The organism is Sorangium sp. So ce426 (assembly GCF_051475585.1).
GTDB lineage: Bacteria > Myxococcota_A > Polyangia > Polyangiales > Polyangiaceae > Sorangium > Sorangium cellulosum_B.
The window spans coordinates 11,388,448-11,411,823 of the sequence record NZ_CP150341.1 but is presented as its reverse complement, the minus strand read 5'-3'; the positions used below and the strand labels follow the sequence as shown (position 1 = coordinate 11,411,823).

General features: G+C 72.4%; 18 protein-coding genes. 9 read left to right on the top strand and 9 right to left on the bottom strand.

Going from position 1 to position 23,376, the window contains the following annotated elements; translation table 11 throughout:
* Positions 1–226 precede the first annotated feature (226 nt).
* The 4 genes from WMF44_RS42860 to WMF44_RS42845 all read right to left on the bottom strand — a co-directional run bounded on the left by WMF44_RS42860 (position 227) and on the right by WMF44_RS42845 (position 4,895).
* A complete protein-coding gene (locus WMF44_RS42860; RefSeq protein ID WP_437295809.1) occupies positions 227–532 on the bottom strand; it encodes a M28 family peptidase in 306 nt (101 codons plus the stop codon).
* Positions 533–718: 186 nt separating this feature from the next.
* Positions 719–1,600 carry an SUMF1/EgtB/PvdO family nonheme iron enzyme gene (locus tag WMF44_RS42855; RefSeq protein ID WP_437295808.1) on the bottom strand — a complete coding sequence of 294 codons (882 nt, stop codon included), beginning with the start codon at positions 1,598–1,600 and terminating at the stop codon, positions 719–721.
* A gap of 836 nt (positions 1,601–2,436) precedes the next feature.
* Positions 2,437–2,823 carry a hypothetical protein gene (locus tag WMF44_RS42850; RefSeq protein ID WP_437295807.1) on the bottom strand — a complete coding sequence of 129 codons (387 nt, stop codon included), beginning with the start codon at positions 2,821–2,823 and terminating at the stop codon, positions 2,437–2,439.
* 254 nt (positions 2,824–3,077) lie between these two features.
* Complete coding sequence (locus tag WMF44_RS42845; protein ID WP_437295806.1) at positions 3,078–4,895, bottom strand: right-handed parallel beta-helix repeat-containing protein; 1,818 nt, start codon at positions 4,893–4,895, stop codon at positions 3,078–3,080.
* Between the two features lie 242 nt (positions 4,896–5,137).
* On the opposite strand from WMF44_RS42845, the gene WMF44_RS42840 reads away from it, so the two are divergent.
* The 4 genes from WMF44_RS42840 to WMF44_RS42825 all read left to right on the top strand — a co-directional run bounded on the left by WMF44_RS42840 (position 5,138) and on the right by WMF44_RS42825 (position 8,867).
* Positions 5,138–5,704: a hypothetical protein gene (locus WMF44_RS42840; protein WP_157907259.1), complete on the top strand. Its 567-nt coding sequence runs from the start codon at positions 5,138–5,140 to the stop codon at positions 5,702–5,704.
* Between the two features lie 196 nt (positions 5,705–5,900).
* The gene (locus tag WMF44_RS42835; protein ID WP_437295805.1) at positions 5,901–7,004 is read left to right on the top strand and encodes a M50 family metallopeptidase; all 1,104 of its coding nucleotides are present in this window, start codon (positions 5,901–5,903) and stop codon (positions 7,002–7,004) included.
* A 10-nt stretch (positions 7,005–7,014) separates the two neighbouring features.
* The gene (locus WMF44_RS42830) at positions 7,015–8,019 is read left to right on the top strand and encodes a hypothetical protein (RefSeq protein WP_437295804.1); all 1,005 of its coding nucleotides are present in this window, start codon (positions 7,015–7,017) and stop codon (positions 8,017–8,019) included.
* Positions 8,020–8,138: 119 nt separating this feature from the next.
* Positions 8,139–8,867, top strand: a complete 729-nt coding sequence (locus WMF44_RS42825; protein ID WP_437295803.1) for a hypothetical protein — start codon at positions 8,139–8,141, stop codon at positions 8,865–8,867.
* An 83-nt stretch (positions 8,868–8,950) separates the two neighbouring features.
* Here WMF44_RS42825 and WMF44_RS42820 read toward each other — a convergent pair whose 3' ends face one another.
* Complete coding sequence (locus WMF44_RS42820) at positions 8,951–11,272, bottom strand: hypothetical protein (RefSeq protein ID WP_437295802.1); 2,322 nt, start codon at positions 11,270–11,272, stop codon at positions 8,951–8,953.
* A gap of 829 nt (positions 11,273–12,101) precedes the next feature.
* Between WMF44_RS42820 and WMF44_RS42815 the strand changes: the two genes are divergently transcribed.
* Both WMF44_RS42815 and WMF44_RS42810 read left to right on the top strand, forming a co-directional pair.
* Positions 12,102–12,374 (top strand): hypothetical protein, encoded by a 273-nt coding sequence (locus WMF44_RS42815; RefSeq protein WP_437295801.1) that lies wholly within the window; start codon positions 12,102–12,104, stop codon positions 12,372–12,374.
* A 249-nt stretch (positions 12,375–12,623) separates the two neighbouring features.
* Positions 12,624–12,983: a hypothetical protein gene (locus WMF44_RS42810; RefSeq protein ID WP_437295800.1), complete on the top strand. Its 360-nt coding sequence runs from the start codon at positions 12,624–12,626 to the stop codon at positions 12,981–12,983.
* A 310-nt stretch (positions 12,984–13,293) separates the two neighbouring features.
* Here the strand turns inward: WMF44_RS42810 and WMF44_RS42805 are convergent, their stop codons facing one another.
* Both WMF44_RS42805 and WMF44_RS42800 read right to left on the bottom strand, forming a co-directional pair.
* Positions 13,294–13,521: a hypothetical protein gene (locus tag WMF44_RS42805; RefSeq protein ID WP_162144043.1), complete on the bottom strand. Its 228-nt coding sequence runs from the start codon at positions 13,519–13,521 to the stop codon at positions 13,294–13,296.
* A gap of 180 nt (positions 13,522–13,701) precedes the next feature.
* A complete protein-coding gene (locus WMF44_RS42800; protein ID WP_437295799.1) occupies positions 13,702–17,148 on the bottom strand; it encodes a DNA translocase FtsK 4TM domain-containing protein in 3,447 nt (1,148 codons plus the stop codon).
* A gap of 361 nt (positions 17,149–17,509) precedes the next feature.
* Between WMF44_RS42800 and WMF44_RS42795 the strand changes: the two genes are divergently transcribed.
* The 3 genes from WMF44_RS42795 to WMF44_RS42785 all read left to right on the top strand — a co-directional run bounded on the left by WMF44_RS42795 (position 17,510) and on the right by WMF44_RS42785 (position 21,821).
* On the top strand, positions 17,510–19,123 hold the full coding sequence (locus WMF44_RS42795) for a hypothetical protein (RefSeq protein WP_437295798.1): 1,614 nt from the start codon (positions 17,510–17,512) through the stop codon (positions 19,121–19,123).
* Between the two features lie 118 nt (positions 19,124–19,241).
* Positions 19,242–20,390 (top strand): FHA domain-containing protein, encoded by a 1,149-nt coding sequence (locus WMF44_RS42790; protein ID WP_437295797.1) that lies wholly within the window; start codon positions 19,242–19,244, stop codon positions 20,388–20,390.
* Positions 20,391–20,462: 72 nt separating this feature from the next.
* Complete coding sequence (locus tag WMF44_RS42785; protein ID WP_437295796.1) at positions 20,463–21,821, top strand: L,D-transpeptidase; 1,359 nt, start codon at positions 20,463–20,465, stop codon at positions 21,819–21,821.
* 96 nt (positions 21,822–21,917) lie between these two features.
* Here the strand turns inward: WMF44_RS42785 and WMF44_RS42780 are convergent, their stop codons facing one another.
* Positions 21,918–22,256, bottom strand: a complete 339-nt coding sequence (locus WMF44_RS42780; RefSeq protein ID WP_012240589.1) for an ATP synthase F0 subunit C — start codon at positions 22,254–22,256, stop codon at positions 21,918–21,920.
* Between the two features lie 289 nt (positions 22,257–22,545).
* The gene (gene atpB / locus WMF44_RS42775) at positions 22,546–23,313 is read right to left on the bottom strand and encodes a F0F1 ATP synthase subunit A (protein WP_437295795.1); all 768 of its coding nucleotides are present in this window, start codon (positions 23,311–23,313) and stop codon (positions 22,546–22,548) included.
* Positions 23,314–23,376: the final 63 nt, after the last annotated feature.

Genomic DNA, 23,376 nt, shown 5'->3' with positions numbered 1-23,376 from the left:
TGGCTGCCCGCTGAATGCGGACATGGGCTATCCGTGCGAACAGCCCAGCGCCATCTCGGCCATCGGGCATCCTATCCGGAGGCGCTGACAACCTGTCAACGACCCGCCGCCAGCGTTGCGCGACGGATTCTTGCCTCGGCCGATCGAGACCGAGGTTCCGGTCGCACCGGCGCGGCGCGCGTGCGCCGTCCGGGGAGGAGCGAACGGCACGGCGACGGGAGAGCGCTCACTCGTTCGCGAGCGCGAGGACGGCCTGGGCCACGCCGGTGACGACCTTTGCAGCGCGCGGGTAGTCGAGCGTATCCGGCGTGTCCTTGTCGGTGTGGTAACGCCGGTTGCGCAGGAACGCCGTGTCCGTGATCATGACCGCTGGATAACCCGCTTCCCAGTAGCTCCGGTGGTCGGACCAGTCCACGCCCTGAACGAGCGCCGGAGCGCTCAGGGAATAGGCGGGCAGATCGGTCGCGCCGCGCATCGCCCCCTTGACGGTGCGAACGAGAGAGAGCCCCTCCAGGTTGCCGATCACGGCCACGAAATTCCCCTTCGTGGGATAGAGCAGGGCGAGCGGCGCCAGCGGGAACGCCTGGCTGTCCTCTTCGTCGGAGAAATACCCGATCAGGCGCCGCCGCGGGCGAGCTCGCCGGGGCCAGCGGGCGCCGAGGCCGGCGGGCGCCGGGCGATCTCGGCGCCGGCCCGCGCGTCGCGGCCGGCCGCGACGTCAGCCGCCGTCTCGCTGGCTCGCGTCGGTCGCCGCCGGCGCGGCGGGCGGCTCGACGCTGTCGCAGCAGCGGAATCCCGTGGAGTAGTCGTGATAGGTCGGCTCGTGGGCGATGGTGGTGAAATAGCAGCCGGGGCCGAGCTCGCTTGTCGTGCTGAAGAAGCCGCCCATGAACACGCCGTTTCCCTCGTGCCACGGCTGATCGCGGCGCTCGACGCCTTCGGTGCTCATCCGCATCACGAGCTCGCCATCGACCATGTCGCCGACCCACTCGTGCAGGTTCCCGACCATGTCGTGGACGCCGAGCTCGCTGGCGCAGCCGGCGTGTTCGCCGCTCCTCGCGAGGAAGCCTGGTTTCTGGTCGAGGTCGGGGCTGTTGAAGTGCCGCTCGTAGCTCCACCCGCCCGGCGGGTGCTCGCCGAAGAGCTCTCGCAGGAGGTGGGGTTTGCCGGTGTTGCACCGCCCGCGCTCGCCGCGCGGGCCGTAGGGGTAGCGGTGGGCGCCGTTGCCGCGGCAGGCGCGCTGCCATTCCCGCCGCGTGCAGAGGCGCTTGCCGGCGGCGACGCAGGCGGCCTTGGCCTCGACGCGGCTGATGTACGCCTGCGGAAAGACGCCGGCCGCGCTGCGGGCGAGGTAGCGGACGCCCGGCTCGGGGCGCTTGAAGTGCGGGTGGACGGCGAGCTCCCCGCCGGCGTCGATGACAAGGTGCGCCTCGTAGCGATCGATGCAGAAGCCGCCGACGAGGGCCATGTCGGCGGGGCAGGGGCCGGGGGCCGGCGGGAGCCCGGGCGGCTGTGGGGGGAGGGGGGGAGGACCGGCGCTGGCCGAGCCGAGCGGATGGGGCTCGGCGAGGGCGGCGCCCGCGTCGTCTGCAACGGGCACGGGAGCGGCGGCGGACAGGGGCGCGGCGCTGGCGATATCCGGGAGGGCAGCGCCGGCGTCCGCGCTTCCGCCGGGCGCACGCGCGGCGTGCGCGGAAGCCGCGCCGAGAGCCCCAGCCTGGGCCGTGTCCGTTGCGGGGACTGCGCCGGCCTCGCCCGTAGCGTCCGACTTGCTCGCTGAGCCACCGCCGCTTGGCGCAGCGCACGCCGTGAGCCATATCACAGCACCGAGCCAGCCTGGCGCCGTGTGGCCCGGCACAAGGCGCCGGGAGGGTGTGGGGGCGTTCGATAGGGGAGCCCGGAGGGGATCGCGGGTCGGCGCGGTCGACACGAGGGAGAGTGTACACGCGGCCGGCGTGCTGGCTGGAGGCTATCCGCCGTCTGCCCTTCGACCTGACGTGCGATCCAGGAGGTGAAGGAAAGCGCTCATACGGGAGGAGCCGTCGTCGCGCCGCGACGCGGACCGCTCAGTTGCACGGAGCCGCGACCGTGTCGCAGCTCTCATCGCAGTTCGTGCACGCACAGCTATATACGGCGTCAAACTGACGCTCGGCGCCAGGGAACTGCGTGTCGCACGCGTCGAAGCAGGTGGGTTGCGGGTCGTTCTGGAAGCACCCCTGAGCGCACTCAAGCCAGCTCTGGCATGTGCCGCTGAGCGCGCAGAGGGTCAGACAGCTGTTCGCGATGGCGCAGGACCGGCACGCTGTAGCGTCAGCGTTTCCGCCCCCAGCGCCGGCATCGCAGTCGCTGAGGCAGACCAGCAGGTCGGTGTTCGTGACGTTCAGGTCTTCGCACGCTGTGTCGAGGATGCACTGTGAAGCGCACTCGTAGCCCGGCTCAGAGCAGTTGATGGAAAGGGATTCGCAGCTGAGATCGCTGCATTCCTCGACCTTCGCGCACGCCTCCTCGCACTCGGTCAGTCCCGCCCCTCCGCCCGAACCGCTCGATGCCGCCGTCGTCGACGCGGCTGTGGTCGAGCTCGTGGCCGAGCCAGTGGTCGTCGTCGTGGTGCTCGACGTCGTCGTGCTGGTCGTCCCCCCGCCGCTCCCGCCGCCCCCGCCGGGGTTCTCCGTCGTTTCCCCGGAGCACGCCGCGAACGCCGCGATACTGAACACGATAACCAAAGAAGAAGTCTTGCTGCGCATCGCCATTCTCCTTGGGCACGCCGCGGCCATTTTCCACGTCATTGCCCCAACGCGGCGCGATCGTTCGCCTGTTTCTCACCCCCGGCAACATTTTTCGCTCGCAAGCGCCCACGCTCGCGGGGGGCGTCGCCATCATTCCAGCGTCCGTTGGCATCTCAGCGCGCCCGGGCATAGCCGTCGTGGTCGTGCCCGAGGGCGCCTGCGCCTGGCAGAGCCGCGGCTTCGCGGCGCTCGCTGCCGCCTGCCTTCCCTGCCTCGCCGATGCGCCTCGCCAGCTCGCCATCGCCCGGCCGCCGCGGCCGGCGGCGCTGACCCCTGCGTCGCCGCCTTCCCTCACGGCCCCGGCGACAGGGCCCCGAGCTCCGCGCCGCTGCGCTCCACGCCCAGCAGATCCCGCGGGGGCACCTCGCGCGCGTCGCCCTGCCCTAGCAGCATCTTCGACGACCGCTTCGGCCGGAAATCCGGCCGGTTCGGGTTGAGCTTCCACCAGCCCCCCTCGAGGATCACCCACGGCTCCTCGCTCGCGCGCACCACCTCCGTCGCGAACCGCGCGCGCGTGATGCCCGTGATCGCCCGCGTCTCCGGAAGCGCCGCCGCCAGGCGCTTCAGCCCCTCCGGCATGCCGCCGTAGCTCACCTGGGTCACCACGTTGTGGCCGGCGTCGAACCGGTAGATGCTCGTGCTCAGCACCTCGATCGACGGCGAGGCGTCGCTCACGAGGACGTTGTTCCGCAGGCGGCAACCCCAGCTCCCATTGCCGCACTGGAGCGCGGGCCGGCCCCTCGCGCTCAGCACGACGGTGTTGTTGCGGATCAGGTTGTTGCGGCAGCCCCAGAGCGGCAGCGCGTCAGGTCCTGTCACCTGCTCCGGAGCGCGCGGGCCGGGCTCCACATAGGCCCGGTCGAACGGGTTCGCGTTGTCCCATTGCGCGATCCCGCTGGCGAGGTTGCCATAGATGAGGTTGTTCTGGACGACCGAGTCCGACACGCCTGCGAGGTTGATCGCCCCCCCGCCGCTGCGCCCGTTGCCGTTGATGACGTTCTGCTCGATGATGAAGTTCACGCCGCGGCCGTCCGGGAACCCGTGCTCGCCGAACCGCTCCGTCGCGCGCTTCATCAGCTCCGCGGCCCAGGCGCGGGTCGGCTCCCTCCGCGGATGATCCCGGAACGACGGGTGCTCCAGCACCGCGTCGAGCGAGGCCTCCGGATCGAGGTTCGCCTGGAACCCGCTCGCGTTGTTGCCGAAGAACACGTTGCGACGGACCACGTAGTTGTCCGATCCGTCGGATATGTAGGCGCCGTGCTCGCCCGCCGAGAAGGCGAACAGGTTGTCCTGCAGGAGGACCGTGTGGCTGTCGGTGGAGTGAAACCCCCACGTCCGATGGTGATGAGCGAAGTTGCCGACGATGGCGATGTGGTGCGCGAGCCTGCTGGTCTCGCCGAAGGCGCCGTCGATCATGATCCCCGCCTTCGGCTCAGCCGCGCTCTGCCTGCCAGGCGCGCTGCTGCCAGCGAGACGGAAGCCCTCGATCACGACGTGGTGCGCTGCCTTCAGGTAAATCATCCAGTTCGGATCGGCGGCGCACGCCCGGTTGATCACGACCTCGCCCGGGCTCCCCATCGCCTTGAAATGGATGTACCGCTCCTGGCCGGCGCTCGGCTTGTCACCCACCGAGAACCCCGCGTACGTCCCGGGCAACACCGCGATGAGATCGCCGCCGCGCGCCGCGTCCGCCGCCTCCTGGAGCGTGGCGAACGCGCGTGTGACAGGGAGGTCCCGCGGCTCGGCCGCAGCGCCGCGCGCGCTCAGATCGAGCGCGGCCACGCGGATCGCGGCGGGGGCCGGCGCGCCGACGACGAGGACGCGCTCGTAGCGCGCCTGCAGCTTGAGCGTCTGGCGCACCCACTCGTCGGAGTCCCGCGTGGTCACGAAAGGCTCGACGGCGGCGGGCGCTTGCGGCGCCGGCGCCTCGGGGGCCTTCGCCGGCGGGGGCCGCTTCTGCGCCTGCGCCGGCGGGGGCGCCGTTTCCTCGGGCGGCGGCCCCGCGACCTGGATCGTGCCGCTGCACGCGATCGCGGCGACCGCGACGAGCGCGCCGCCGATGCGCGCGCAGCCACGGGCCAGCTGGATGACGCTTGTCGATCCTCTCATCTCGACGCTCCGGGGAAGGCCGCCCCTCCGAGGTGCGCCGCGCGTGCGGCGCTCGGCTCTGGCTACCCCGGCTTACCCCAAAGCGCGCGCTTCAGCCAGACGAGCGCGCGCCTCGGCCAGGGCCCGCGCGCGCTCGGCTCGCGCCGGGCGATGTGCGACATCACCTTCCAGCGGCGGCCGTCATGCAGCCGACACGTGCCCGTTTGCTTCCGTCGCTGCCCTTCCTTTGGTACGAAGAGCTGATGAAAGCGCTGCCCTCGCTCGTGAGCGTCGCTCTAGCCGGCGCCACCCTCCTCACGCTCGCGCCCGAAGCGCAGGCGAACATCAAGAATCCGAACGATCACCCCCGCTACTTCGCCGAGCTCGAGCCGCACGGAAATTTCGTCTTCCTGCACCGCGACTACGGCCTGGGGCGGTACGGGCCCAGGCGCTACAACGACTTCGGCGACCCGGAGTTCGGCGTCGGCTTCAGGGCGAGCATCGAGCTCGCTGACCCGGCGTTCATCCCGAAGCTCAACAACACTGTCGCCATCTCGTTCGGGCTGGATCTCACCAACTGCAGGTACTGCCGCCGCGACTTCACCATCTGGAGTCCGGTCACCATGCAGTGGAACTTCTTCTTCACCGATCAGTGGAGCGCGTTCGCGGATCTCGGCGCCGTCGTCCGCACCGACGGGTTCTACAACGACGTGTGGCTCGACTTCGTCACCATGGTCGGCGGCCGCTACCACTTCAACGACAACATGTCGCTCACGATGCGGATCGGGTATCCCTTCTTCAGCGTCGGCGTCTCGTTCTTCGTCGGCTGAGCCGCTCCCCGCCGGCTCTGGCCCTCTGGCGGGCTGAGCCGCCCCGGGCGCCGCCCTGCTGTCGCGCTCTCCTGGCGCATCCGGGGCCGGCGGGAGCGCACGGCCTCCGCCGCGGGCGGCATCTCGCCGGGGCGGGCGTACGGCGCGGACATCGGGCGCGTGCGGACAGGGCCCGCCCTGGTTAGACTAGCCGGAGATGGTCGGCTGGTATTTCGTAGGCATCCTCGGTCTCGCCCTGCTGATGGTGGTCCACGAGGGGGGGCACTTCCTCGCCGCGCGCGCTTACGGCATGCGCGTCTTGAAGTTCTCGATCGGCTTCGGCCCCACCTTCTTCAAGGTTGTCCCGAAGGACGGGTACTACTGGTTCACGACCGCCGCGGACAAGGTCCGCGTGCGGCTCTTTCGCCACGACCCGGTGAAGCACGGCCCCACCGTGTTCCAGGTCGCCATGATCCCCTTCCTGGCGTACGTGCAGATCGCGGGGATGAACCCCCTCGAGGAGGTCGATCCCGAGGACAAGGGCAGCTACGCGAACGCGAGCCTGATGGGCCGGATCGCCGCGATCTTCGCCGGTCCGCTCGCCAATTACCTGTTCGCCTCGGTCCTCTTCTTCGCGAGCCTGATGGTGGGCGGCAAGCCCCACCGCCTGACCGACATCGGCGTGGTCGCCGGGATGCCGGCGGCGGCCAGCCTGAAGGACGGCGACCGCATCGTCGAGATCGACGGGACCCCGGTCCAGGACTGGGAGAAGATGGCGGAGATCATCTCCAAGAGCCCCGGCCGCCCGCTCGACATCGTGGTGGAGCGCGCGGGCGAGCGCGTCGAGGCCAAGGTCACGCCTGCGAACGAGGGCGGCTCGGGCAAGATCGGCGTGATCCCCGTCGGGCCGGTCCAGCGGGTGCCGGTGACCGCGGGTGAGGCCGCGCTGCTCGCGCTGAAGATGCCGCCGAAGGTCGTGCAGGACCTTGTCGTCGGGCTCGGCCAGGTCCTCACGGGCAAGATCGAGGGCGAGCTCGGGGGCCCGGCGCGGATGATCGGGGAGACCGCGCACGCGGCCAAGCGCGGCTTGCCGCACGGGCTCGAGTTCCTCGGGGTGCTCTCGGCCTACCTCGGCGCGTTCAACCTGATCCCGTTCCCCGCCCTCGACGGCGGCCGCCTGATGTTCCTGTTCTACGAGGCCGCCACGCGGCGCCGGCCGAACGCGCGCGTCGAGGCGCACATCCACCTGGTCGGCGTGTTCATGCTGCTCGGGCTGATGCTCTACGTCACCGCGAACGACTTCGGCCTCGGGTCGAAGTAGCCCTCGCTGCGTGGCGACGAGGCCGCCCGCGCGGGTTCCAGCGCCCGACGGGCGCCTCGCCCGCGCGGCGATGCGGCTCCTGCTGCGCTGCCTGCCGCTGCTCTCGCTCTGGCCGTGCGCGCGGCCGGCGTCCGCGCTGGCCGCGGCGCCGGGCGCGTGGTCCGACGAGGAAGACGAGGCCGTCTTCGACGTCCCCGCGCCCCCGACGCTCCCCGGGCTCACGCTGCGCGATCCGACCTTCACCTTCGAGTACACGGCCGCCGTGATCGAGCCCGACGCGGCGAGCCGGGCGGGCGGCAAGCTCGCCTTCGCCTGGTACTCGCACGGCGAGATGGAGGTGCCGCTCGTCCCGCGCAAGTGGTTCGTCGGCGCGGTGCATGACAGCGCCGCGGCGAGCGTCCCGGGGGTCGAGCGGTCGATCCTGCTCGGGAGCCCCGAGCTGTACGGGCGCGGCGTCTGGTCGAGCGTGCGCGGGCTCGCCTCCGGCGGAGGCTTCGGCCTCGTGCTCCCCGTCCCGCGCGACGTCTCGCGCGACCAGGCCGAGGTGCTCCGGACGGCGCGCGTGGTGCGGCCGTGGGACGAGACGCGCTTCCGGGAGCTCACGCTCACGTTCCGCCCCTGGTTCGACATGCGGCACATCACCGGGCCGTTCATCTTCCAGCTCAGGCAGGGCCTCGACTGGTCGCTGGTCGTGCGCCGCGCGCGGTCCGGGGAGCGCCGCACCGACATCACGGCGCACACGGCGTTCTACTTCGGCTACCGGCTCGCGAGGCCGGTCGGGGTGGGTCTGGAGCTGTGGGAGGTCTACCAGCTGACCCAGGACCTGCCGGACGACCGGCGCGCGACGTTCGCAATCTCGCCGAGCGTCCGGTTCATCCTGTGGAACGTGCAGCCGGCGCTGAGCGTGCTCTTGCCGGTCACGACCCCGCTGCGCGGCGACGTCGCATCGTATTACGCCGCGCGGTTCAGCGTCGGGTTCACCTTCCCGACAGGCGCTCGACGGGCTCCCCCGTGAGCGCGGCGGGCGCGCTCGCCGGGCGCGCTCCTGGCTGAAGGCGCGCCGAAGGCGCCGAAGGCGCGGGATCGGCTTCGAGTGTGCGTGCATCCAGCGCGGGCGCTCGGTACCCTGGCCGCGTGGTCAACGCAGGATGGCTCCGGCGCGGTCTGGTTCTCGCGGCGCTACTCGGCCCGGCCGGCTGCTCGACCCAGCTCGTGAGCCTGAACGAGGGCCCCCGCGAGTACGTCGCGACGGACTACGAGAACGTGCTGCGCAACTGGACGCGCACGGAGCACCTGTTCGCGCTCTCCGAGCTCGACAACTTCCTCACCGCCACCGCGACCTTCGAGTCGTGGGACTTCCGCTGGGCCTACGTGGTCCGCTACGCGCAGGACTACCGGCTCACGATCGAGCAGCGGCAGAAGCTGCTCGAGAAGACGCTCGAGGAGACGCGCCAGCGCCACCAGTTCTTCGTCGCGATCTTCGGGGGCGAGCGCAAGTACAACGACCTCTCGACGCCGAACAGCGCGTGGATCGTGCGGCTGATCGACGACACAGGGAACGAGACGGCGCCCGAGGAGATCGTCGCGATCGCCAAGCCGAACGCGCTCGAGCGGACGTACTTTCCGTACAACACGGTGTGGCGCCAGGCGTTCCGCATCCGCTTCCCGCGCGCGACCGCGGACGGGAAGCCGACGATCTCGCCGAGCGCGAGGTGGTTCGGGCTCCGCTTCGCCGGGGCGCAGGGCAACAGCGAGCTCGTCTGGCAGGTCAACGAGGAAGCGGAGCCCGTCGATCCCGCCGAGCTGGAGCAGGGGGCCGCGCGGCCGCTGCGGCCGCTGCGGCCGAACAGCGGCCAGCTCTAGCTCCGCCCGCCGGGCATCCCGCCAGGGCTCGCTGACGCGCGGAGCCAGCCGAGCCCCGCGCGGCTTTGGCTCCGCGCGCCGCCTCAGCCGCGCTGAGCGTCCATCGAGACCGACTGCGCCAGGATGGAGAGCAGCTCGGGCGTGCTCTCGAACAGCTCGCGCAGCGTGGGGTGGTCGGCGAGGAGCACGAGCGCGCCGCCCCCGGCGGCGCGGGCGATCGACGGCGCCGGCTGGCCTCCGAGCAGCTCCGAGGCGAACAGGAGCTCGCCGGGCCTCGCTGTGCCTGTGAGCGCCTGCGATCGCTCCGCGATCAGCTCCAGCGCGCCGGCGCCGATGATCACGAGCCCGGGGATGGGGTTGCCGGCGTGGATGAAGTGCTCGCCGGGCGCCAGGCCGCGCAGCCGGAGCCGGCCGAGGACGCGGCGCAGCAGCGGATCTTCGAGCTCGCCCAGCGGCCCCATCGTGGCGCCTGCGAGCGACTGGATCCGGTCCGCGACCGTGCGCAGCTCGTCGAGCACCCAGGGGCAGCTGCGGAGCGCGTGGTCGATGGTCGCCTGGCCCCAGATCGCCACCCGCGCGCCGTCCGCGCCGGCGACGACGCGCAGGGGGATGCCTTCCTCGAGCGTCCCTCGGGACGGCACGAGCGTCCGCGTCGCGGCGCGCTCGGCGGGGATATCGACGATGTTCGCGCACACGGCGGCGTCCCCGCGCAGGACCAGCGCTGCCCCGTCGACGGCGAGCTCCTCGTCGGACGAGAGGTCTTCCACGCGCGCTGCGAGCGCGAGCTCGTCGTGCATCTCCTCGGGCAGGTCCGCGAACGCCTCGATCTGCTCCAGGTCGCGGCCGGTGAGGGCCGCGGCGTCGGCGGCTGGCGCGGCGCTGGCCGCGCCGGGCCGCGGCAGATCCGGCGCGATTTCCGGTGCGAGGTCGACGGCCGCGAGCGCCTCGGTCTCCGGCGGCGCGTTGGGCGGCGCGTCGAGCGCCATCGCGGCGAGGTCGGCGCTCTCGCCTGCGGCCGACCGCCGCCCCTCGACCGCGGGCACCTCCACGCGCGGCGCCGCGGCGAGATCGGGGAGGGCCTCGACCGAGGCCGGCGCGCGGGCGTCGGTGGCGGACGCGGGCCGCTGCGCGGCGGCGGGCGCCTGGGCCGGGGGCTCCTCGACGAGCGCGAGGTCCGCGTCGTCGAGCACCTCTTCCACGGGTTCCGGCGCGGGCTCGCCGGAGGCTTCGTCGAGCGCGCGCGGGCGCGGCGCCTGGACCTCGGCGCCGTCGGGCGCGGGCTCGCCGCGGGACGGGGTGGCCTTCGTCTGCAGGTCGTCGTCCTGCTCCGCTGCCTGCGGCGAAGGCGGAGGGGTGGCGAGCCGGCTCGACATCGGCGCTTCGAGGTCGCTGTCGGAGAGCTCGATGACGATCGTCCCCTCGATCGTCGACTCCGCGGGCGGCGCGTCTGCGCTCGCAGGGGGGTCGATCTTTGCGCTGTCGCTCGCGGAATTCGCGGTGCCCTTCGCGGGAACGCTGTCGGCCGAGGCCCCGAGGTGTCCTGGGGGTTCGTTTCCGGTGGGCGTCGCCGGGCGGGTGCGCGCCGCCGCAGGCGCCGGGGGCGCGGGAGGTCGCGCGGAGATCGGCTTCCGCTTGAGCGTCAGATCGAGCGGCGCTGCCGAGGTGACGACCTCGTCTTCCTCTTCGTCGCCCGGCTGCGGCGTCGAGGGATGCCTGCGGGCGACGAGGTACGTGTCGCCGTTCGACGTGATGATCTCCTGGGGAGGCCGCGGCGGCGCGGCTGGCTCCGCGTCCTCGGACCAGGGATCGAGGATCGGCTCGCGCGGCCTGCGTTTGGAGCTGATCGCTCCCTGTGCGGGCGCGGCCGTGCCTGTGCGGGCCGGGGTGGGCGTCGGGGCCTCGGCCTCGACGACGATCTCGCCGATGTCGTCGCCGGGCGTGTGCTCGTCGGCGGGGGCTGGAGGGCTCGGGGCCTGGTGCGACGCCGATGTCTGGAGCGAAGCCGCTGCGGCCAGAGGTGCGGCGGATACCGGCAACGATGGCGCGGCGGGCTGCGCGGGCTGCGCAGGCGGCGGCACGGACGCCAGCGATGGCGCGGCGAGCGGCGGCGCGGCAGGTGACGGCAGTGGCGCGGCGGCCGCCGAGGGCGCATCGGGAGGCGCAGCAGGCGGCGCGACCGGCATCGACGAGACCAGCGGCGGTGTCGCGGGCGGCGGAAGCGCGCCGGGCGGCGGTGTCGCGGAGGTCAGCGTGGGCGGCGGCGACGTCGGGGCAGGCAGAGGCTGCGGGTGTGGCGGCGTGCTGATCGGCGGCTGCGGCGGCGCGAAAGACGGCGGCGCCACCGGCGGCGGGAGCACCTGCGGGGGCGCAAGCACGCCAGCTGGCGGCGCAGCGGGCGTCGGCACGGCGGGCGGAGGCGGAGGTTGCGGGCGCGGAGGTTGAAAGGACGGCGGATGCGGTACTGGCGCAGGCTGCGGGCGCGGGGGCGCAAAAGGCGGCGGGGGCGACGCGGATGGAGGCCCGAGCGTGGGCGGAGGCGGCGCTGGCGGAGGTCCGAACGACGGCGGGTGCGACGCAGATGGAGACCCGAGCGTGGGCGGAGGCGGCGCTGGCGGAGGTCCGAATGACGGCGGGTGCGACGCGGGTGGAGGCCCGAACGACGGCGGGAGCGGCGCTGGCGGAAGTCCGAGGGACGCCGGATGCGGCGCTGGCGGAGGTCTGAACGACGGCGGGCGCGACGCGGGCGCGGCGCCTCCTGTCGCCGGCGGCTGCGGCTCCGCGATGAGGCTCGGCAGCGGTGGAGCGGGTACAGGTACCGCCGGAAGCGCCGAAGGAGGTCGCGGTGCTGCGGGCGGCGGCTCGCTCGTGGAGCGTGTCCCGGCGGGGCGCGGGGGCTGCAGGGGGCTCATCGCGGGGTCGGACCGGCCGCGCTCCGGCGATGGCGGTAGGGCAGACTGCAGCTCCTGCGGCGTGGGCACGGAGGCAGGGCGAGGGGGGATCGATGACGGCCGCCGCGATGCTCCCCGCGGTACGGCCGGCGGCGGTATCGGGGCGGGCGGCCGCGCGCTCGGTGTCTTCGCCTGCGCTGTCACCAGAAGCGGGTCCGTGGTGAGCTGCTGCCGGAACGACGGAACCCCCGGCGCGGGAGGCAGCGGCGGAATGGCGTTCGCCATGGGGGCGGGCAGCGGAGCCGCCGGCGGTGGCTGACTCCGGTACATCGCGCCGGCCTGGACGTTGGGCCCAGCCGTCGGCGGTGCGGAGGGCGCGGCCGACGGCGCCAGCGGTTGCGCGTGCGGTGGGTCGAGCCGCTGCGGGTACGCGGCGGGCGGCGGCTGCGAGCGCGACACGGGCGGTGGCTGCGAGCGCGACACGCCGGGCGGGGCCGCCGGCGCGAAGGGCGGCGGCTGCGAGCGCGACACGCCGGGCGGGGCCGCCGGCGCGAAGGGCGGCGGCTGCGAGCGCGACACGCCGGGCGGGGCCGCCGGCGCGAAGGGCGGCGGCGGCTGAACGGGCGGCGCAGCCTGCGGGGAGGCACCGCCGGGAGGCTGCTGCGTCGGCCGCTGCGCCATCGGCGGCGTGGGGGGCGACATGTTGCCTTGCGCATGGCCGGGCGGCGCGGGGGAGAACGGCGCGATCGGTCGCGCACCGGCGCCCTGCCCGCCCTCTGCGCCCGGGCTGAGCGGCGGCGATGGCCGGGACGATCCCGTCAGTCGCTCTGCTTCGGCCGCCAGCTCCGGCTGCGAGAGCGGTTCGAACATGTCGATCTCGATCGAGGGCATCGAGGCGCGCAGCTCCTGGGTGAGCGACATGCGGCGGCGCCAGGTCTGCTCGTCCGACGGCGGCGCCTCGTCGGAGGACGGGGGCGGCGCGTCGCCTTCGCTGTCGATGGTCTCCAGGAGATCGGGATCACTCGGCTGCCCGACCTCCGAGGCCATGACCTCCTCGAGCGCCGTCACGCACAGCCCGAGCTCCGAGGCGCGGAACGGCTGCCCGGCCGCCCCGGCGGCGTCGGCCGCGCGTCGCAGCCACACGATAGCGTCGCGCCGCTCGCCGCGCGCCCACAGCGCGCTTGCCGTGGAGATCCCCCACACGACATCTTCATCGTCATTCGGGTGAGGTTCGGGGAGGGCGACCACGCGGTTCGCCATGAGCAACACCACCTATCACAGGCCCCACTGCGGCCGTTTACCCCATGGTACCGAGCGAGCCGACGTCCCGGATCGGGCGTCGCGAGCCCCGCGGCGCGGAAAGCCGCGCCACCCAGGAGCTTAGCCGCGCTCGCTACGGCACGTACAAATTACGGTATGGATGTCGCTTTTAGAGCTCGCCTCGCCGTCGTTACCCATCAGGTACCCATCAGGCGCCCATCAGAACCCAGTGCTGGCACACATGCGGGCGCGTCCGCGGCCTGCGCAATGACGCCGGGTCAGGTGGAGCGCCGTCCACCGATGCGCCGCGGCCGGCAGCCCAGGACCGCCGCGCGGCGGCACATCTCCTCGACACCATCCCGCGATGCGGCCTCTCCGGGCATGCGTCTCGCGAGCCAGCCGATGAGCGTCAGCCCCGCTGCGCGGGCGTCTGCGGGCATCGTCCCGTCGTTCAGGAGGCTCGCGATCTGGGCGATCAGACGCGTGCGCGTTTCCTCGGGCGCCATCCTGGGTGCTCCATGAAGCATTCGAACGGGAAAGTCAAAAGAACCGCCATGCCGGCGCGCAGCCCCGTCGGCGGGCACCTCGATGCTGTGTGCTCCTCGACATCCCGTCTGTCCTGCTTGCCTGGGTCGGCGGCGTGCCAACACCCTCTGTGCAGTGGCGTCAAGATAAATCACATAGGGTCAAATCGGCGCGATCAGCACCTCGCGATCCTTGGCGCCGTTCGCGGGCCCGACGAGCCCGCGCTTCTCCATCGCCTCGACCAGCTTGGCCGCGCGGTTGTAGCCGACGCCGAGCTTGCGCTGCAGCCACGAGGTCGAGCAGCGCCGGGTGTCGGCCACGATGCGAACCGCGGCGTCGTACATCGGATCGGCCTCCGCGTCCGACGTGTCGGGCTCCTCGCCGTCCTCGTCTCGGGGCCGGAGGATCGCCTCGTCGTAGACGGGCTCGCCCTGGAGCCGGAGGAAGTCGGTGATCTTCTGGACCTCCTCCTCCGAGCAGAACGGGCACTGGACGCGGCGCGTATCGTTCGAGCCGTTCATCTTGATCAGCATGTCGCCGCGGCCGAGCAGGTGCTCGGCGCCCTGCTCGTCGAGGATCGTCCGGCTGTCCACCTTCTGCGCGACACGGAAGGCGATGCGCGTCGGGAAGTTCGCCTTGATCATGCCGGTGATCACGTCGACGCTCGGCCGCTGCGTCGCGAGGATCACGTGCATGCCGGCGGCGCGCGCCTTCTGCGCGAGGCGGGCCACGCTCGCCTCCACGTCCTTGCCCTGCTGCATCATGAGGTCGGCGAACTCGTCGACCACGATCACGATGAACGGGATCTTCTCCGGCAGCGCCGCGTCCGATCCGTCCTTCGCCGCGTCGATCTCCACCTCGAGCCCGTCGGCGCCGACGGCGCTCACCTTGGCCGGGGGCTTCGGCGGGCGCGCCTCGCCGCGCTGCACGCGCTCGACCCAGGCGTTGTAGGTCGTGATGTTCTTCGTCCCCGCGTTCGCGAAGAGCTGGTACCGGCGCTCCATCTCGTCGACGGCCCACTTGAGCGCGTTCGCCGCCTGCTTCATGTCCGTCACGACCGGCAGGAGCAGGTGCGGGATGCGGTCGAAGGGCGCGAGCTCGACGACCTTGGGATCGATCATCAGCAGCCTGAGCTCCTCCGGCGTCTTGCGGAAGAGCAGGCTCACCAGCATCACGTTGAGGCCCACGCTCTTGCCCGCGCCGGTCGCGCCCGCGACGATGACGTGCGGCATCGACGCGAGGTCGGCGAAGTACGGCGTCCCGATGATGTCGCGGCCGAGCACGCACGGCAGCGGCGCCTTCATCTCGACGAAGCGGCGATCCTCGACGAGCTCGCGCAGATTGACGGGCAGGCGGTGCTCGTTCGGGATCTCGAAGCCGATCCGGTTCTTGCCGGGGATGGGGGCGACGATGCGGACCTTGCGCGAGAGGCCGAGCGCGAGGTCGTCCGCGAGGCCTGCGACCTTCGACACCTTGGTGCCGGCGGCGGGGGAGACCTCGAACGTCGTGACGGTCGGCCCCGGGTGGATCTCCTCGACCTTCCCGCTGACGCCGTAGTCGGCGAGCGTCTTCTCGAGGAGCTGCGCGGTCGCCTTCAGCTGATCGGCGTCGAGCTGCAGGCGCCCGCCCGCGGGCGCCTCGAGCATGTCCGTCAGCGGCAGGCGGAAGCCCGCTCCGGCCGCCGGGACGACCTTCACCACGGCCGGCTTCTCGCTGACGAGCTCGCGGCTCGTATCGACGATGGTCGGGTCGCGTGGCGCGACCCCGCGAGCCCGCTCCGGGCCGATGGCGGGCGAGGGCTCGCGGTGGGCCGCCGCGGCGTCCGGCGTGCGCGCGGGCAGCTCGCGATGAGCCGCCGCGGCGTGCGGCTCGCGCACCGGCAGCTCGTGATGAGCCGTCGCGGCGTGCGGCTCGCGCAGCGGTAGCTCGCGATGAGCCACCGCGGCATGCGGCTCGCGCACCGGCAGCTCGCGATGAGCCACCGCGGCGTCTGGCGCGCGCGCGGGCAGCTCGCGTGCAGGCAGCTCGCGCCGCTGGCGCACGGGCAGGATGGGCGACGGTGTCGGCACGTCGACCTCGTCCGGTTCCCCGAGTGCGGTCACCATCTCATCGTCGCCCGGGTCGGGCGCCGCGAGCGCCACCGGCTCGTCCTCGTCGAGGTCGCCCCGCTCCTCGTCAAGGTCGCCCCGCTCCTCGTCGAGGTCGCCCTGCTCCTCGTCGATGTACGCCTCGCCTCCGAACGGCGGCTCTTCGCTGTCCTCCTGGGCGGCGGCGCCGCTCGGCGCCGCGGGAGGCGCGGCGCGACGCCGTGCTGCTCGGCGCTGCGTTCCCTCGCGCGGCTCGGCAGCGCGCTGCGCCCGGCCGCGCGGCTCGGCGCCGTGCGACACCGCCTCGCGCGGCTCGGCGCCGTGCGACACCGCCTCGCGCGGCTCGTCGTCCCGCTGCGCTGCCTCGCTGGGCTCGGCGCCGCGGGTCACCACCTCGTGCGTCTCACCGCCGTGGATCACCAGCTCGTGCGGCTCGGCGCCGTGGGTCACCACCTCGTGCGCCTCACCGCCGTGGATCTCCACCTCGCGAGGCTCGGCGTCGCGCGGCTCTGCCCCGCGCGGCTCCGCGCCCTGCTGCGCCGCTTCGCGCGGCTCCTTGGCCTGCGCCTTCCGCCCGCGCCGCGGCTTCGCCGGGGCGGCCGGCTCCTCGGGGGACGCGTCGAACGGCGCGCTCTTCCAGAGATCGAGCGCCGGCGCCTCGACGGAGGCCGGCTCGACGGGCGTCGCCCTGGCGGCGGGATCGGAGGGCCGCTCGTCGGTGTCGTCGGCCAGCGCGGCGATGATCGCGTCCGGACTCGAGTTGCGCGCGATGATCGGCGGCGCGTTCTGCGTCCTGGCCTCGGTCTGCCGCTCCAGGTCGCGCGCCGCGGCCCACGCCCCGAAGAGCGCGCGCGCCCAGCCGGCGACGCGCACGGCGATGGCGATCGCGAGCTGCTCGGCCCGGTGCGCGAGCTCGATGAACGAGAACGTCGCGCGGCCCATCAGGATGAGCGCGACGATGGTGAGCCCGATGATGTAGGACCCGATGTTCGAGAAGAGCGCGCGCAGCACCTCCCCGAACAGCTCGCCCACGGCACCGCCGAGCGGCATCGCGCCGAACGCGACCGCGCTCGGGAACGCGACGTGCGCGAGCGCCGCGAGCACGACGACCACCACGATGTCGCCGCTCAGCCGGAACAGGCTGGCGATCGAGCGCTTCGCCCCCAGGAGCGGCATCGCGAGCAGCGCGAGCTCGAGCGGGACGAACCACGCGATGACGCCGATCGCCTCGATCGACGTCCCCGCGAGCGCAGCCCCCACGGGGCCCACCCAGTCGTCGCCGGAGACCTCCGGCCGCAGCGGATCCCCGCGATAGGACGCGAGCGCCAGCGCGCTGTACAGGGCGGAGACCAGCAGAACCAGCGCCGCCGCATCCCGGGTGTAGCCATGGCCCGGCGGCGCAGCAGGACCCGCGATCCCTGCTGGGCTGGTCCGCGCGGCGCCGCGCGCCCCGGACCGCAAGGGCTCGCCAAGGCCGGCGGCGGGCTGGGCACGGCGAGGAGCGAACAAGGGGACGTGCATACCTACCTGTACCTACTTTGCTCACATATGCGCACTTCGCTCCGGGGGCAAGAAGTATGGGAGGGCTGCAAGAAGTGGAAGACACCGGAAGAGGCGGGACAGTCAAGGAAGGGGCGAGGCGGCGCGAGCGCCGCCATGCGTGCGCGCCCGAGCTCGTCGGGGACGGCGAAACGCAGCCGCTGCCGGGCAGCGCAGGCGAGGGGGGAGGGAGCCGGCAGGGCGGGGAGCGCCGGCCGCCGGCGCGCTGGAGTTCTGGCCAGATTTCGCGCAGACTTTGGAAAGGCTCCTCTCTATTCCGGCCTTGAAATTCTTTCAAACAGAGCGCTGCGGGCGGTACCATCCCGACCCTCCTGGGACGTGCATGGAAACTGTCGAACGAGCAGGGCGGCGCGCCGGCGCTGCGGGCCTTCTTTTGCTGTGCCTCGCGACCGCGGGCGCAGGGCTCGCGACGAGCGGGTGCCGCGTCAACGAGAACGACATCCACCGGTGGGAGACCACGGCGCACGGCCCGGACAAGCTCAGGGCGGTGCTGTTTCACGATAAGTACGACGGCTCGCTCCGCGTCGAGGCGGCCACCTCCCTCATCCGCATGAAGCCGCGGCAGGGCCGGCGCGTGGGCATCGGCATCATGGTCGAGACCCTCGCGACCATGGCGCCGGAGGCCCGGCAATCCATCGTGGCCGCGCTCGTGCCGTCGATCATCGCCGAGCTGAGGAAGCCGCCGCCCGTCGCGCAGCCAGGGCAGCCGCTCCCGCAGGACACGTCGTTCCCTTACAAGGACGCGGCGTACGCGATGCTCACGTCGGATCGGACCGTGATCATCGCGGACGAGGGGCTGAAGGAGGGGCTCAAGGCCGCCCTCATCGACTGGGCGATGGCGGACTTCGAGCACCGGCTCGAGGACCGCTCGCAGGCCTACGGGATGGAGCAGCTCCTGCGCTTCATCGGCCCCGCCGCGGTGGCCGGCCTGCCGAAGCTGATGACCCGCGAGGCGAAGCGGCTCGACCAGCTGGCGTCGCTCGTGGCCGAGTACGGCGACCCGCCGACGAAGGAGGCCGCCTCGGCGAACCTGGTCGCCATCGCCAGGTTCGTCACCTCCAGCGAGTGGACCGCGGTCAAGAAGCCCGAGCTCCAGGCGGCGAACGCCGCGTCGAAGCTCTCGCCGACCGAGAAGCAGTTCGAGGCGCAGCTCGCGCAGTACCAGGAGGAGGAGCTGTTCCGGGTCTTCGGGTCGATGAAGAAGCTCGGCGGCCGACCGTCGGTGGACTTCCTCCTCGGGTTCGCGGCGAACAAGGAGCAGCCGGAGAAGCGCCGCCAGGCCGCCCTCGCCGCGCTCGAAGGCCGGCTCGATCGCAACAACCCGAGCGACATCCAGCGCATCCTCGAGATCGCGACCGCGGACGCGCCCGACGCGGTGCTCGACCAGGCCTTCCGCCGCGTCGGCGAGATGCCGCGCGAGCTCGTCGTCGAGAAGCTCTACGGCCTCTTCAAGACCGACAAGTGGAAGATCCGCCGCGCCGCCGCCGCGACCATCCTGAAGATGTCGACGGCGAAGCACATCGACGAGTTCATGGGCAGGCTCCCCGACGGCAAGGACAGCAAGGGGTTCGCCATGCCGGAGGCGCTCACGTACGGCGCCGCGCTCGGCGACCTGAAGGAGGGCTCGCCCGTCGAGGCGCTGAAGAAGCACTTCGCCGCGGGTCCGGCGGCGGTGCGGACGAGCGCGATCGCCTACTACTTCACGTTCGGCACGGCGGCCGATCTCCCGGCGGTCAAGCCGCTCGAGGGCGACACCACGCGCGTGCCGGTCTGCGAGGCCGACCCGGACTGCAAGTGGGCGTGCGAGGTGCAGAAAGAGGGGTCGACCGAGCGCGAGCTCAGGGACGTGAAGACCGTCGGCGAGTTCGTTCAGTACTGCATCGAGCCGGCCATGCAGGACAGGAAGCCGGAGCTCGAGAAGGGCGAGAAGAAGTGACGCGCTTCTTCGCCCGCCGCGCGCGTCACGCGCGGCAGAGAGCCGTCAGTTGCTTGCAGGGAAGAGGCCGGGAGGAGGCTTCCCAGCGCAATTCATCCTCCATTATCGTTGGGTAGAGATGAGCGCGGATCCGAACAAGAAAAGCGCACGGACGTTCCAGTGTCGCGATGTCCTTTGGGAGACGTTCGAGCAGATGGCGCGCGAGCTCGAGTGCTCCATCGACTACCTCATCAACGAGTCGATGAAGCAGTACGCGCGGCAGCGAAGCTACAGCCCCCGCACGCCGTTCCCGCCGCCCGCCAGGGGCGACGCGGTGCCCCCCTCCGGGCACATGGCGGTCCCGCACGCTCATCAGGCCAGCGCGCCACCTCCCCTCGCGACGCCCCAGCCGCCCGGGCTGGCGACGTCCGGCTCGGCGCCGCCCCTGGGGGGCTTGCAGCAGCAGCCGGCAGCCGGGATGCCCTACGGCGCCCCGGCGCCTGCGTATGGCGCGCCGTCGCCGCAGTACGGCGTGGCGCCCGTCGGGCCAGGGCCGACGCCGGTCCCGGCGATCACGCCGCCTCCTCCGCCTCCAGGGCAGGTCCGTCCGGGCGCGCCGCCGCCGCCGCCGCCGCCCCCCGGCAGCAGCAACGCGGGCGGCAAGCGGCCCAGCCTGCCCGTGCCGCCGCCCATTCCGGGTCGCGTCGGCGGCCCGCCGCCTCCGCCGACCAGCGTGACGCGCCTCGGCGCGCCGCCGCCGCTCCCGTCGCAGGTCACGAACCCCGGCGGGCGCCAGAGCCTCCCGGGCGCCTCGGTGAGCCGCTCGGGGCCGCCGCCGCCGCCGCTGAGCAACGCCGCCGGTTACGCCTCGCCCATGGGGCCGCCGGTGGCGCCGCCCCTCGCGCCCCCGCTGTCGCCGCCGCCGTACATCGCTCCGCCGCAGGCCTCCAGCAGCGTGCCGGGTCCGCCGCCGATGGCCATGGGGATGCCGAGTCAGGTCCCCGTCGGCCCGACGCTCGCCGCGTTCTACGCGGGGCAGCGGTTCGTGGTGAACAAGGATCGGTTCATCATCGGGCGCGGCAAGCAGTCGAGCGACCTGACGATCAAGGACCCGAACGTGTCGCGCCAGCACGCCATGGTCGAGTTCCTGAACGGCCAGTACTACATGGTCGACATGGGCTCGACGAACGGCGTCGAGTACAACGGCCAGCGCATCGCCCGGAAGGCCATCGTCGAGGGTGATCTCTTCCGGATCTGCGATCACGAAGTGCGCTTCTCCTACCGCTGAACCCGCCGACCGCGGGCGCGCAGGCGGGAGTTTGGCTCTAGCGCAGGCGAAGGCTTAGGATCTCGCCGCAGGATGACGAAGCGTGGAGGCGCCGAGGCCGGCTCGCAGGAACGGCCACGCGGCGCGCTGCGGCGAGCGCGCCGCGGCGCGCTGCGCGGCGGCGCCGCGGCGGTCGGCCTCGGCGTGGCGATCTGGGGTGGAGCGGTCCTCGCTTCGCAGCTTCCGCCGTGGGTCTCCGCGGGCGACACGCCGCTGCCGGCGTGGGTCAGGAGCGCGCGCGTGCTCAAGCGCGACCAGCCGCTGTTCGACGCCCCCGGCGAGGGCGCGCGCCGGCGCGGCTCCGTCGATCGCAACGTGCAGCTGCCCGTCTTTGCGGCCAGGCGCGCCGGCGGATGCCTCGGGCGCTGGCTCGAGGTGGGCGCCGCGGCCTGGGTCTGCGACGACGCCGTCGAGCTGTCCGCCGCGGGTCCGATCGGCCCGCTGGTGCGGACGTGGCGCGAGATGCCCGATGGGCTCCCTTACCGCTACTACTTCGTCGGCCCCGACGGGACCTTCGGTTACCGGCGGGCCGAGGCGGTCGACATCGACGCGCCGGACGCGCAGCTCGAGCCCGGCTTCGCGGTGGCGATCGTCGAGGAGCGGATCGAGGGAGGCGCCCGGTACGGCCGCACGAACAGCGGCTTCTGGTTGCCGATGCGAGATCTCGGTCCAGTGCGCGCGTTCGCGTTCCACGGGGTGGACGTCGCGCCGGGCGCCGCGCAGATCGCGACCGCGTGGGTCGTGTCGGAGCGGGCTCCGCTCTACACGCGGACGGGGGCGGGCTTCACGCGAACCGAGGAGAGCAAGGTGCGGTTCGAGGTGGTCCCCTACCTGGAGGAGGCGCAGGGCGCCTCGGGGAAGCTCGCGCGCATCGCGGAGGGCGACGTCGCGGCGTGGATCTCGACCCGCGATCTCCGGCGCCCCTCGGTGGCGCCGCCGCCCGAGGTCGACGTCGAGGCGGGTGAGCGCTGGATCGACGTCGAGCGCTCGACGCAGACGCTCGTGGCCTACGAAGGGCCTCGCCCCGTGTTCGCGACGCTCGTCTCGACCGGCAAGGGAGCGCCCGGGTCGCAGCGCGCCACGCCCGCCGGCACCTTCCGGATCTGGGCCAAGCTGCTCACCTCGGACATGGACAACCTCGAGGACGAGGCCGCCGAGCGGTACTACCGGATGGAGGACGTCCCCTACGTCCAGTACTTCTCGAAGGGCGTCGGGCTGCACGGCGCGTTCTGGCATCGCTCGTTCGGGCAGGTGCGCAGCCACGGCTGCGTGAACCTGGCTCCGCTCGATGCGCAGCGGCTGTTCTGGTGGACGTCGCCCCGGCTCCCCGCCGGCTGGACGGCCGTGCTCCCCACGGCGCACGAGCCGGGCACCGTCGTGCGCGTGAGGTAGCGGCAGGCGCGAGGCCCGTCGCGGGGTAGTGGGCGTAGGGAAGGGGGGCGGGAAGGAGCAGCGGAGCCGGGCCCGGTAGGCGCGGCGAGCGCTCGCTCAGGGGGCGATCTTGCCCTGGAGGAAGAACGCGATGACCCAGGAGAGGAGCACGAGCGACTCGATGAGCGCCAGGCCGAGGATCATCGGGGTCTGGATCCGGGCAGCGGCGCCCGGGTTCCGGGAGATGCCCTCCAGGGCGGCGGCCGCCGCGCGCCCCTGGCCCATGGTGCCGCCGAGGGCAGCGATGCCGATCGCGAATCCGGCAGCGACGGCGAGCCACGAGTTCGCGTCGTACTTGTTCGACGCCGCGCCATCCTGCGCCAGCGCCATAGCGGGAACCAGTACCAGCGCAGTGCCGACAACGGCGGACAGCGACAGCTTGCTCTTCAGCGACATCCGAATCTGCTCCTTTCAAGCCACACAGCCCGCGGGGCTGCATGCGAAACATCTGCTTGGGTCGGGGGCCGCGGGGCGGTCCCCCATCGAGATCCGGGGATCGCTCCAGGGACCTCTGCTACTGCTCGGCAGGGGCCGCGCTTCCGCGATCCACCACCGCTGTGGGGCAACCCATCGACAGCGGGGCCCCTCTAATCCGATTTTCGAGGGCTGGCTAGCCTTCTCTTCACCTCCAGCGCCATTCTCCGCGGCGCCGGTGGGCGGCTGACCAGGCGGTCAGGCGAAGCGGTCAGTGGTGATCTGCCTTCTCGGTCGCGAGCCCGATGTAGATGCAGCTCAGCAGGCAGAACACCAGCGTCTGCACGACGATGACGATGATCGCCAGGAACATCAGGGGCACCGGGACGAACAGCGCGACGAGCCCCAGGAAGATGCTCGCCACGAGGTGATCGACGCCGATGTTGAGCATGAGCCGGATCGAGAGCGTGACCGGGCGGACGCAGGTGGAGATGACCTCGATGGGGAAGATGAGCGGCGCCAGGTACCACTTCGGCCCGGCGAGGTGAGCGAGGTAGCTCCAGCCGTTCTCCTTCAGCCCGTAGTAATTGAACAGGACGAACACCACGACCGCGCACCCGATCGTGACGTTCAGGTTCGAGGTCGGCGGGTTCACTCCCGGGATGAGCGCCGACGCGTTCGAGAAGAAGATGAACGCGGCCGAGCCCCCGATGAGCGGGAAGTACCGCTTCGCGTTCACGGGCCCCATCACGTCCCGGGCCATCCCGTAGAAGTAGCCGAAGAACGCCTCGAAGAACGTGCGCAGCGTGAGCTTGTCCTCCGGGATCACGGACTCGTTCAGGCGCCGGTACTGGCCGCGGACCTCGCTGGCGAGGAGCACGAACAGCACCATGATCAGAAGGCTCATGAAGATCGGCTCGGTCCCGCGGTAGTCCACGGTGTGGTGACCGATGAACGTCTTGCCGATGTTGCGAGCGTTCTCCCGGAGTCCGGGGAGCTGCGCCAGGAGGTACGTGAGGAACCCTGTGTGCTCAGGCATGGCTTTCGTCGTCGATGCGCCGCGCCGGGAGCCGCGCGGCTGTGCCGGCACGGCCGCGAGCGC

Excerpts from the sequence above, each read along its gene's own strand:
- WMF44_RS42845 (WP_437295806.1), bottom strand. The coding sequence starts at position 4,895 with ATGAGAGGATCGACAAGCGTCATCCAGCTGGCCCGTGGCTGCGCGCGC.
- WMF44_RS42840 (WP_157907259.1), top strand. The coding sequence starts at position 5,138 with ATGAAAGCGCTGCCCTCGCTCGTGAGCGTCGCTCTAGCCGGCGCCACC.
- WMF44_RS42835 (WP_437295805.1), top strand. The coding sequence starts at position 5,901 with ATGGTCGGCTGGTATTTCGTAGGCATCCTCGGTCTCGCCCTGCTGATG.
- WMF44_RS42810 (WP_437295800.1), top strand. The coding sequence starts at position 12,624 with ATGTCGATCTCGATCGAGGGCATCGAGGCGCGCAGCTCCTGGGTGAGC.
- WMF44_RS42805 (WP_162144043.1), bottom strand. The coding sequence starts at position 13,521 with ATGGCGCCCGAGGAAACGCGCACGCGTCTGATCGCCCAGATCGCGAGC.
- WMF44_RS42800 (WP_437295799.1), bottom strand. The coding sequence starts at position 17,148 with ATGCACGTCCCCTTGTTCGCTCCTCGCCGTGCCCAGCCCGCCGCCGGC.
- WMF44_RS42795 (WP_437295798.1), top strand. The coding sequence starts at position 17,510 with ATGGAAACTGTCGAACGAGCAGGGCGGCGCGCCGGCGCTGCGGGCCTT.
- WMF44_RS42790 (WP_437295797.1), top strand. The coding sequence starts at position 19,242 with ATGAGCGCGGATCCGAACAAGAAAAGCGCACGGACGTTCCAGTGTCGC.
- WMF44_RS42785 (WP_437295796.1), top strand. The coding sequence starts at position 20,463 with ATGACGAAGCGTGGAGGCGCCGAGGCCGGCTCGCAGGAACGGCCACGC.
- WMF44_RS42780 (WP_012240589.1), bottom strand. The coding sequence starts at position 22,256 with ATGTCGCTGAAGAGCAAGCTGTCGCTGTCCGCCGTTGTCGGCACTGCG.
- atpB (WP_437295795.1), bottom strand. The coding sequence starts at position 23,313 with ATGCCTGAGCACACAGGGTTCCTCACGTACCTCCTGGCGCAGCTCCCC.